This window comes from Bacillus sp. 05T31 (genome assembly GCF_056396725.1).
Genome location: NZ_JBFTMA010000107.1, coordinates 1 through 11991, shown reverse-complemented (window position 1 = coordinate 11991; position 11991 = coordinate 1). Strand labels below are relative to the sequence as shown.

Annotated in this window: 7 protein-coding genes and 1 pseudogene; 7 read left to right on the top strand and 1 reads right to left on the bottom strand. The window is 35.6% G+C overall.

The window, feature by feature from the left end:
- From AC1DJR_RS09685 to AC1DJR_RS09660, 6 genes and pseudogenes are all read left to right on the top strand, one after another.
- On the top strand, nt 1–670 hold a 670-nt coding region (locus AC1DJR_RS09685; RefSeq protein WP_477002490.1), incomplete at its 5' end, for an isochorismatase family protein.
- 33 nt (nt 671–703) lie between these two features.
- Nucleotides 704–7688: pseudogene (locus AC1DJR_RS09680) on the top strand (amino acid adenylation domain-containing protein).
- Nucleotides 7685–7909 carry an MbtH family protein gene (locus AC1DJR_RS09675; protein ID WP_477002489.1) on the top strand — a complete coding sequence of 75 codons (225 nt, stop codon included), beginning with the start codon at nt 7685–7687 and terminating at the stop codon, nt 7907–7909. The pseudogene AC1DJR_RS09680 and the gene AC1DJR_RS09675 overlap by 4 nt, the downstream one beginning before the upstream one ends.
- Nucleotides 7909–9351 carry an MDR family MFS transporter gene (locus tag AC1DJR_RS09670; protein ID WP_477002488.1) on the top strand — a complete coding sequence of 481 codons (1443 nt, stop codon included), beginning with the start codon at nt 7909–7911 and terminating at the stop codon, nt 9349–9351. The genes AC1DJR_RS09675 and AC1DJR_RS09670 overlap by 1 nt, the downstream gene beginning before the upstream one ends.
- 64 nt (nt 9352–9415) lie before the next feature.
- Nucleotides 9416–10165, top strand: coding sequence for a 4'-phosphopantetheinyl transferase Sfp (gene sfp, locus AC1DJR_RS09665; RefSeq protein ID WP_477002487.1), 750 nt, complete (start codon nt 9416–9418; stop codon nt 10163–10165).
- 36 nt (nt 10166–10201) lie between these two features.
- Nucleotides 10202–10744, top strand: a complete 543-nt coding sequence (locus tag AC1DJR_RS09660; protein WP_477002486.1) for a cold-shock protein — start codon at nt 10202–10204, stop codon at nt 10742–10744.
- Between the two features lie 50 nt (nt 10745–10794).
- On the opposite strand, the gene AC1DJR_RS09655 is transcribed toward AC1DJR_RS09660, so the two are convergent.
- The gene (locus AC1DJR_RS09655) at nt 10795–11067 is read right to left on the bottom strand and encodes an HU family DNA-binding protein (RefSeq protein ID WP_002012780.1); all 273 of its coding nucleotides are present in this window, start codon (nt 11065–11067) and stop codon (nt 10795–10797) included.
- Between the two features lie 204 nt (nt 11068–11271).
- Between AC1DJR_RS09655 and AC1DJR_RS09650 the strand changes: the two genes are divergently transcribed.
- The coding region (locus AC1DJR_RS09650; RefSeq protein ID WP_477002485.1) for a DUF3891 family protein at nt 11272–11991 on the top strand (720 nt) is incomplete at its 3' end.

The following is an 11991-nucleotide window of genomic DNA, read 5'->3' as shown; positions in this document are numbered from 1 at the left end:
TTATACAGCACAACCTGGTGGACAAACGTTAGAACAACGAGGGTTATTACAAGACTTTTGGGGTGACGGTATTCCTGATGGACCAGATAAAAAGAAAATTGTCGATGAGCTTACTCCAGATGAGGATGATATATTCCTAACCAAATGGAGATATAGTGCATTTAAAAAGACGAATCTATTAGAAATTTTAAATGAGCAGGGAAGAGATCAACTTATTATTTGCGGTATTTATGCGCATATTGGCTGCCTTTTAACAGCTTGTGAAGCATTTATGGATGGTATAGAGCCATTTTTTGTAGCAGATGCAGTTGCTGATTTTTCACTAGAGCATCATAAACAAGCATTGCAGTATGCATCAAATAGATGTGCAGTAACGACATCAACAAACTTACTATTAAAAGATTTACAAAGTGTAAAARGCGATGASAGTGAAGGAATCACTTTACAGRAAGTACATGAACTAGTTGCACAACTACTCCGTGAGCCAGTAGAGAGTATTGAAGTTGATGAAGACTTATTAAATAGAGGACTTGATTCGGTCAGAATTATGAGTTTAGTAGAGAAATGGCGTCGCGAAGGGAAAGAAATCACTTTTGCAGATTTAGCAGAACGTCCAACTGTTGATGATTGGTACCGTTTACTATCTTCACAAGCAGCACAAGTGTTGTAACAAATAGACTACATAATAAAGGGGTAGTAAAGAATGCCTAACAGTCAAAAGATTCGTCATTCGTTATCATCTGCGCAGTTTGGTATGTGGTTTGCGCAACAATTAGATCCGCTTAATCCGATTTATAATACTGGGGAATATATAGAAATAAACGGAAATATTAATCATGAAATTTTCGAGTTAGCTGTACGTAAAGTGGTAAAAGAAGCAGAAGCACTTCATGTTCGTTTCGAAGAGGATGAAATTGGCCCATGGCAAGTTATTGAGGAATCGTCAACGTTTCATATGCATTTTATTGACGTTCGTAAAGAAGAAAATCCTGAAGAAGCTGCTAAAGTATGGATGAAAAATGATTTATCTGTACCGATAGATTTAAAAGAAGATAAATTATTTACTGAAGCACTTATTCAAGTTGAAAATAATCGTTTCTTTTGGTATCAGCGCATCCATCACATTGTGATGGATGGCTATGGATTTTCACTTCTTAGCCAAAAGGTAGCGAATGAGTATACATCACTTATAGAGGAAACAAATAAGAATGAAAAGCCATTTGGTTCTCTTGCAAAAATTGTACAAGAAGATAATGAGTATCGTGAATCTAAACAAATTCAGGAAGATCGTACTTTTTGGCTAGAAAAGTTTGCAGATGAACCGGAAGTTATAAGTTTAGCAGAACGAGCACCGAGAACATCAAATGGATTTTTACGAGAAACTGCTTATCTATCAAATGCTAGTACGAAAACTTTACTAGAAGATATTAATATTTCGTTAACGAGTTGGCCCGAATTTGTTGTAGCTGTAACAAGTATTTATATGCATAAATTAACAGGTGCAAATGATATTGTTTTAGGTTTACCGATGATGGGGCGTCTTGGTTCTGTATCTATTCATACACCTAGCATGGTAATGAATTTAGTTCCACTTCGTCTAAAGTTAACTCCAAATATAACTTTTGCAGAATTAATACAGCAAGTTTCTAAAGAAATTCGAGACGTACGTCGTCATCATAAATATCGTCATGAGGAATTAAGAAGAGACTTAAAGTTACTAGGTGAAAATCAAAGGTTGTTTGGGCCGTTAGTGAATGTTATGCCTTTTGATTACGGGCTTAACTTTGCTGGAAATCGTGGTATTACACATAATTTATCAGCAGGACCTGTCGATGACTTATCGATTAATGTATATAAGCGCTTCGATGAAAATGAGTTAATGATTCATTTTGATGCGAATCCGGAAGTATATAGCGATACGGAACTAGCATTGCATAAAGAAAGATTTATGAATCTATTAGAATTAGTGATAAATAGTTATCATAAAGACGAGCCGATTGGAAAAATAAACATTACTCTTCCTGAAGAAAATCATAAAGTTTTATTGGAATGGAATGAAACGAAGAAAGCYGAAGAGCTAATTAATCTACCTATATTATTTGAAAAACAAGTACAAAAAAATCCAAATAAAATAGCAGTTACTTGTAACGGGATAAAACTTACGTATAAAGAGCTAAATGAACGAGCGAATGAACTAGCACACTATTTATTAGAAGAAGGAATAGAAGTAAATCAGTTTGTAGCCTTAGTATTTCCAAGATCAATAGAAATGGTAGTTAGTATGCTAGCAGTTCTAAAGGCTGGTRCAGCGTATTTACCGATAGATCCAGAATACCCAGCCGAGCGAATTCATTATATAGTAAATGATGCAAATCCGGTTTGTATCATAACACATTCATCTGTTTCATCTACTTTAGTTATAGAAAATGATATTAAAAAAATCATATTAGATAGCGAAGAAACGAAAATAGCGTTAAAAACATATTCTCATATGAATATATCATTTAAAAATGATGAATCACTTTTAAACCAAGCTTCTTATTAGTGGTGCAAGTTTAACAATTGCACAAAAAGAGGTAATCCAAGAGCCTTCTGCGTTAACGACATTGTTACAAGAAGAAAGAGCGACAATTATGCAAGCTACACCGACGCTCTGGCAGGCGTTAATAACTGAATATCCAGAGAGGTTACAAAGGCTAAACGTACTCGTTGGCGGTGAAGCTCTTCCGGCACATTTAGCAAATAAATTAAAAGAATTAGGTTGCTCTATAACTAACTTATATGGACCAACTGAAACGACTATTTGGTCTACTTTCATAAATATTGATGACAGTGAAAATGGTATACCTCCTATTGGAAGACCAATTTGGAATACAGAAGTGTACGTTTTGGATGCAGGGTTACAGCCTGTTCCACCTGGAGTTATCGGTGAATTATATATTGCAGGAGAAGGACTTGCGAACGGATATTTAGGAAAACCAGCGTTAACGGCTGAACGGTTTGTTGCAAACCCTTATGGAAAAGCTGGAACACGTATGTAYCGCACMGGTGATYTTGTGAAATGGCGTAASGATGGTGTGYTAGAGTACATTARTCGYGCAGATCATCAAATTAAAATTCGYGGTTTCCGRATTGAATTAGCTGAAATTGAAACGGTWTTACAACGACATGAAAATATACAACAAGCAGTGGTAATGGTACGAGAAGATCGTCCAAATGATAAACGAATCATTGCGTATATCGTTGCCGAAGAGAAGGAAATGATTCATCTTTCAGAAATTCGCTCTTATGTTTCAGAAAGTTTAGCGAATTATATGGTACCATCAGCATTTGTTGTGCTAGAAGAATTACCATTAACACCAAATGGTAAGGTTGATAGAAAGAAATTACCTGCTCCTGATTTTAATGGAATGAACAATGAGAGAGTTGCTAGAAATCCGAAAGAAGAAATACTATGTGATTTATTTGCAGAAGTACTTAGTGTTTCGCGAATTAGTATAGATGATAATTTCTTTGAAATGGGTGGCCATTCGCTTCTTGCATCTCGTTTAATGGCAAGAATTCGTGAAACGTTAAGTGTAGAATTAGGAATCGGAAAGCTATTTGAATCACCAACTGTTGCTGAATTAGCGAACCAGTTGGATCGTGCAAAAAGCGCAAGACCAGCTATTAAGAAAGTAAGTAGGCCAAATGAAGTTCCACTTTCATTTGCACAGCGCAGGTTATGGTTCTTAAATTGTTTAGAAGGTCCAAGTCCTACTTATAATATTCCGTTAGTCATTCGTATGTCTGGAAAATTGAATGAGGAAGCACTGCAAGGTGCCTTTTATGATGTAGTTGAGAAACATGAAACACTTAGAACGATTTTCCCGAATTCACTTGGCAGTTCATATCAAAGAATTCTAGAAATGGATAAATTGAATTTAAAAATGATTATAACAAATACATGTAAGGATGAATTAGAAAGTACACTGTCTGAAGCTGTAAGATATAGCTTTAATCTTGATATCGAACCAGCAATTCGTTTGCAACTTTTTAAAGTGAGTGAAAACGAACATGTTTTACTAATTCTTTTGCATCATATTGTAGGAGATGGATGGTCATTACAAGCGTTAACGAGAGACTTTACAGCGGCTTATAAAGCACGATGTCAAGGTGATAGTGTTCAACTAGAAACCCTTCCAGTTCAATACGCAGATTATTCACTATGGCAACAACAGCTATTAGGTGATGAAACAAAACCAGACAGTATTATTTCAACACAATTAGATTTTTGGAAAGAAGAGTTAAAAGGTTTACCAGATCAAATGGAGTTACCTACAGATTACCAGCGCCCAATTGAAACTAGTTATCGCGGGGAAACAATTCATTTTCATTTAGATGAAGGTATGCATAGTAGGTTAGTGGAGCTCGCTCGTAAAAATGGAGTTAGTTTGTTTATGGTGTTGCAAGCAGGACTAAGTGCCTTATTTACAAGATTAGGTGCTGGAACTGATATACCATTAGGTAGTCCGATTGCTGGAAGAAACGACGATGTACTCACGGATATAGTTGGTTTATTTGTAAATACATTAGTGTTACGCACAAATACATCAGGAGATCCAAGTTTTAAAGAATTATTAAATAGAGTGAAACAGGTAAACCTTGCAGCTTATGAAAATCAAGATGTTCCATTTGAACGACTTGTTGAAGTGTTAAACCCAGTACGAACTCGAAATAGTCATCCGCTGTTTCAAGTTATGTTAGCTTTCCAAAATACGCCAGAAGCAACGTTTAATGTACCGGATTTAGAAGCGAGCCTTGAAATTCAAAGTGTTGGTTCTGCAAAATTTGATTTAACATTTGAAATTAGCGAGAGTAACAGAGTTGATGGTACTCCAAACGGCTTACACGGATTGTTAGAGTTTAGTACCGATTTATATAAACGTGAAACGGTTCAAAAACTAATAGAACGATTCATTCTATTATTAGATGATGCAGAGAAACATCCGGATCAATCAATTGGTAGATTAGAAATATTAACTTTAGCAGAGCGAAATACAGTTTTAGAAAAGTGGAATGGTGGTTTTCAAATTGTACCTGAAATGACATTGCCACAATTATTTGAAAAGCAGGCTCATGTAAATCAAAATTCTATTGCTGTCGTCTTTGAAGATGAAAAGCTAACTTATGAAGAGTTAAATAGAAAAGCGAATAAAATAGCTCGTTTGTTAATAGCGAAAGGAATCGGTCCTGATCAACTTGTTGCTTTAGCGATGCCGAGATCTTTAAATATGGTTGTAAGCTTACTTGCTGTTCTTAAAGCTGGTGCGGGATACCTTCCGTTAGATCCGGATTATCCGTCAGATCGTATCTCATTTATGCTACACGATGCGAAACCATCATGTGTTTTAACAAATTCAGATGTGGAAATTGAATGTGATGAGGCACTAAAGGTTTTAGTTGATGATGTGAACGTAATAGAAGAAATTGAGAAATATAGTGAAGACAATATAGATGAAATGGAGCGCATGAAGCCGTTATCTCCTTCACATATTGCTTACGTTATTTATACGTCAGGCTCAACAGGTAGACCGAAAGGSGTTATGATACCTCATCAAAATGTAGTAAGACTTTTAGGAGCAACTGAACATTGGTTCCAATTTGACGCAGACGATGTGTGGACGATGTTTCATTCATACGCTTTTGATTTCTCGGTTTGGGAAATTTGGGGACCTTTATTATATGGAGGGCGTTTAGTTGTAGTACCACATACTGTAAGTCGCTCGCCGAAAGAATTTTTACAGCTTCTTGTTAAGGAAAAGGTTACTGTTTTAAACCAAACTCCATCAGCGTTCTATCAATTGATGCAAGCAGATCGTGAAAATGAAGAGGTTGGTCAAAAATTATCTTTACGATATGTTGTTTTTGGCGGAGAAGCACTTGAACTAAGTCGATTAGAAGATTGGTATAGTCGCCATCCTTATAACGCACCGAAGCTTATTAATATGTACGGAATAACGGAGACGACGGTACATGTTAGTTATATTGAATTAGATGAAAGTATCGTATCTTTACGAGCAAATAGTTTAATCGGGTGCAGTATACCGGATCTTAAAGTATACGTATTAGATAACTATTTACAACCGATGCCACCTGGAGTAGTTGGAGAAATATATGTTACAGGTGCAGGGCTCGCTCGTGGATATTTAGGAAGAGCAGGATTAACTGCTGAACGTTTTATCGCAGATCCATTTGGTAAGCCAGGTACAAGAATGTATCGTACAGGRGACCTAGCGCGCTGGCGTCAAGATGGGACGTTAGATTATATAGGACGTGCAGATCATCAAATTAAAATTCGTGGATTCCGAATTGAATTAGGGGAAATAGAAGCGGTAATAATGAAACATCCTAAAGTTGAACAAGTAGCTGTTATTGTACGGGAAGATCAACCAGGGGATAAACGATTAGTTTCTTATATCGTCGCATCAAATAATGAAACGATCGATACGAATGAAATGCGTCAGTATGTTGGAGGTAGTTTGCCAGATTATATGGTTCCATACGCTTTTGTAGTAGTAAATGAGTTACCTTTAACTCCAAACGGTAAATTAGATAGAAAGGCATTGCCAGCTCCAGAATTTATTGCATCATCTTCTAGCCGCGGACCGAGAACACCGCAAGAAGAAATGTTATGTGACTTGTTTACAGAAGTTTTAAGTGTGTCTCAAATTGGAATTGATGATGGATTCTTTGATCTTGGTGGTCATTCACTTCTTGCAGTGCAGCTGATGAGTCGCATTAAAGAGGCACTTGGAGTTGAACTAAATATCGGAACTTTATTTGCAGCACCTACTGTTGCAGGKCTTGCTGAAAGACTTGAAATGGRGAATGGTCAAAGTGCACTTGATGTGTTGCTTCCATTACGAGCAAGCGGAGATCAATTACCACTATTTTGTGTACATCCAGCAGGTGGATTAAGTTGGTGYTATGCAGGACTTATGAAATCTTTAGGAACAGATTATCCAATCTATGGTGTACAAGCACGTGGTATCGCTGAAAATGAAGAACTTCCAAAAAGCTTAGAGGAGATGGCGGCGGATTATTTAAAACACGTTCGTGGAATACAGCCTCACGGACCATATCGTTTACTCGGATGGTCGCTTGGAGGAAATGTTGTTCATGCTATGGCGGCGCAACTTCAAAATGAAGGGGAAGAAGTAGAATTACTCGTTATGCTGGATTCGTATCCTGGTCACTTCTTACCGAATACGGAAGCACCTACTGAAGAAGAAGCGTTAATCGCATTACTTGCTTTAGGTGGATATGATCCAGATAACATGGATGGTAAACCACTTACTATGGAAAGTGCGGTTGCAATACTTCGCAAAGATGGAAGTGCATTAGCAAGTCTTGAGGAAGAGACTATTTTAAACTTGAAAGAAACATATGTAAATTCAGTAGGATTGTTAGGGAAATACGTGCCAAAAGTTTATAACGGGGATATTTTATTCTTTAGATCTACTGTTATACCAGACTGGTTTAATCCTATTTCTCCAAATACGTGGCTAAATTATTTAGACGGGGAAATCGTGCAGCATGACATTGATTGTAGACATAAAGATTTATGTCAGCCAGGTCCACTTACAGAAATTGGACAAGTGCTAGCGAAATATTTGCAGAATAAGAAAGGGGTAAGTAAAGTATGACGAATCCATTTAAAAATGATAATTACACATATAAAGTATTAATGAATGAGGAGGGCCAGTATTCTCTCTGGCCTGCCTTTCTCGATGTACCAATTGGATGGAATGTCGTACATGAAGAAGCTAGCAGACAAGTTTGCTTAGAATACGTTGAAGTTAACTGGAATGATTTAGAGCCGAAAAAAAATCAAATTAGCGAAAAAATATTAGTAGGAAAACAATAATGAAAGTAAAAATAAATCCAAAAGTAGTTGTAAGCATCGTTTATATAACAGCGATGTTTATGGCTGCGATGGATGCAACGATTGTGAATGTAGCACTGCAAACGATAAGCAAAGAACTGCAAGTACCCCCATCTGCAATGGGGACAGTAAATGTTGGGTATTTAGTTAGCTTAGCTGTTTTTCTTCCGATTTCTGGTTGGTTAGGCGATCGTTTTGGTACGAAAAAAGTATTTTTAACTGCCCTTTTCGTTTTTACAATTGCATCTGCATTATGTGGAATTGCGAATGATATTACTTCATTAAACATTTTTCGTATCATTCAAGGTGCTGGTGGCGGGCTTTTAACACCAGTCGGGATGGCGATGTTATTCCGAACATTTTCACCAGAGGAAAGACCAAAAATTTCTCGATTTATTGTACTTCCAATTGCTGTAGCACCAGCGATCGGACCAATTATTGGTGGTTTCTTTGTAGATCAAATGTCTTGGCGCTGGGCATTTTATATTAATCTGCCGTTTGGTATCATTGCGTTGCTATTTGGACTTCTATTTTTAGCAGAGCATATTGAAAAATCAGCTGGTCGTTTTGATTCTCTCGGTTTTGTTCTTTCAGCACCAGGTTTTGCGATGCTCATCTATGCACTCAGTCAAGGGCCGTCAAAAGGTTGGGTTTCTCCAGAAATAATAAGTACTGGGATAGCTGGGATTGTATTCATTTCACTGTTTATAATTGTAGAATTGAAAGTAAAGCAACCGATGTTAGATTTACGCTTATTAAAAGAACCCGTTTTTAGAAAAATGAGTCTCATATCCTTGTTTTCATCTGCTGGTTTACTTGGAATGCTATTTGTTTTTCCGCTTATATATCAAAATGTAATCGGAGTTTCTGCGCTGGAATCAGGTCTTACGACATTCCCAGAGGCGATTGGATTAATGATTTCTTCGCAAATTGTACCATGGACGTATAAGAAATTAGGGGCTCGAAAAGTAATCTCTATTGGATTAATAAGTACCGCGGTTATATTTATTTTATTAAGTTTTGTAAATCATGATACGAATCCATGGCAAATACGAGCGTTATTGTTTGGTATAGGTATTTTCTTAGGGCAGTCTGTCGGTGCRGTTCAATTTTCTGCTTTTAACAATATCRCRCCACCTTCTATGGGTAGAGCAAYTACTATATTCAATGTACAAAACCGACTAGGATCTGCAATAGGAGTTGCTGTTTTAGCTAGTATACTATCTGGTTTTGGAAGTAATAACGTACAGAATAATGTACAGTCAGATTTCTTACCATATCAAGCAGCATTAATTGGATCAGCAATATTTTTACTCATAGCATTACTATTTTCTTTACGTATTTCTGATAAAGAGGTAATGTCAAAGAAGAATAAAAAGCCGTTATCTGTATTACAAAAAGAGAAAGAAGTTGTAAATGAATGAGTTGCAGCATGCTAATACTCTTTTGAAATAAAGTAATATTGGCATTTAAAAGGAGAGAGTTTACATGATAGAGAGTAAAGTTGTAGATTCTGTACCAACCCTTAATGAGAATAGTTGTCAAATATGGTGGGCAAGAATTTCAGATTTACAATCATGGCATTACAATTTACTAAATGATGTAGAGCGAGAGAAAGCAAATTCATATCATCATTCGGCAGACCGTGCGCGTTTTATAATAGGTTGTGTAATTAGTAGATTAGTACTTGGAAAGGTACTTTCTATGTCGCCAGTTCAAGTACCAATTGATCGGATGTGCCCAGTATGTAAGTTACAACACGGTAGACCTCAATTACCAGAAGGGATGCCGCAAATATCAGTCTCACATTCGGGTGAGTGGGYTGTTGTTGCATTTACTAAATCTGCACCTGTGGGTGTTGATGTTGAGCAAATGAATCTAAATATAGATGTTATGAAAATGGCAGAGGGCGTATTAACAGACATTGAAATAGCACAAGTTATGAAATTACCTGATGAGCAGCGACTAGAAGGATTTTTAACATATTGGACTCGAAAAGAAGCAGTGCTGAAAGCGACAGGTGAAGGACTATTGATTCCACCAGTAGAAATTACAGTATCAGCTCCAAATGACCCTCCAAAATTGTTGATTTTTAAAGATAGACAAGAGTTAGCAGAAAATACAATGATGGAAGATGTAAGACCTAGTTTAGATTATATGGCTTCCATTGCAATATTTAGTAAAGAAGTAACTGAAATTACGCAGTTAGACGCGGGATTGCTATTAAATCATCGTTAATTTTTAATAAAATTACTTATAGAAGAGGTGTTCCTCATGTTAGTAGCAGAAAATAGAAAAACTGAATTAACTTATAATGTACAGGCAATTAAAGATATGTTGTTTTCTAGAAATACGTCATCTATTCTAGCTTTAGAAAAACTTGTAAAAGATACAGTTCAGTTTGATGTACTTGAACAGGAAGCGCTTRATAGACAATACATTCCGAAAGAAGCAAAGAATTTCTTTGATAAAAACGGAACATTTCTTTATCGCGTATCTAATGTTAGTTATAAAGGTAAGGTGTTATCTGAAAATCTAATTTTTACAGACACTTCGTTTTTACCGGATACAATAAAGAGTGAATTAGAGAGTGGAAATATTCCTGTTGAAAACCTTATAGAAAAGATGGAAGTAAGAAGAAACGTATTATATGAAGGATATCAGCCATCTGGAAATATTATCGAATTGTTTGATGGATGTTCTGTTGCGGCGAATGTTTATCCAACTAGAAAATATCAAATTGTAARTAACTGCAAATGTGTATTTTATATTTGTGAAGTGTATCATGCAGAGAATATAAAGGAACTGCTTAAATAAGAACTAAACAATAAACAAGAAACCAGCCTATAAAATGGCTGGTTTCTTGTTTATTTAACAGCTTCTTTTAATTCTTTTCCTGCTTTAAATGCTGGAACTTTACCAGCAGCAATCTGAATTTCTTCTCCAGTTTGCGGATTACGCCCTGTACGAGCAGATCTTTCACGCACTTCAAAAGTTCCAAAGCCGATTAGTTGCACTTTATCGCCAGATTGTAATGCATTAGCAATTGTGTCAAATACGGATTGTACAGCTGCAGAAGCATCCTTTTGAGAAATATCAGCTGATTGTGCTACATTTTTAACTAATTCTGTTTTGTTCATGTTTTCACCTCATAAAAATTTTTTTAGAATGAATGTTTTAGTATAATGGTTAGTAAAGATAAAGCTAACTTTGTGATTAGAAAGAATGCTGTATATTTATGTTAATTTCGTTGAAAGAAACTGAATCCCTGCTAATATTTAGGGATTAATTAAGAATTGATGCATACAACAAGCTGTAATATGAGGATGAGGGGGAATATACGGATGATTTTTCGTGAAAAGAATGAGAAAGAAAGTATATTAATTCGTCAACATGATCATGGTTTTTTAGCTGGTGAAATTGCAAGACATATAATAGAAGATTTTTTTGAAGATAAAATATACTTAAAAGAGACAATTGATGCTATATATGAGCATGATAGAGGATGGATAGAGCTTGATAAAGTACCAATTTTGAATGATACTAAAAATATTCCATATACATTTATGGATTGTCCAAGTTCATTACGCTTTGTTTTTTATACGATTGGTTTGAATGCAATTGAAGAGTCAAATCCATACGGGGCGCTACTTTGTAGTAAGCACTTTTTATCATTTTCATTAAATGAGGAAGATGAAGAGATGATGTCTTTTTATAAAAATGAATTGGAACGACAAAAAAGAATTTTGAAAACGTTAACAAAAGAACAATATGCGATGTTTGATAAACATTATAGATTATTAAAGTTTTGTGATGAACTTTCTTTATATGTATGTATGAATAAACCTGGTGTAAAAAAGAAAGATGAAATTGATTTATTTAAAGAGGGTTTTGAAGGAACAGAAATGTTTAATAGTAAGGGGGAGAAGCCTATTCAAGCTGAATGGGTGGATGAAGAAACAATTCAAATTACATCGTTTCCATTTAAAACGGAATTTTATACATATGTAAAATATAAAACTATAAATAAACATGAAGTTAAAGAAAAAGGGTTTGTAAAAGCT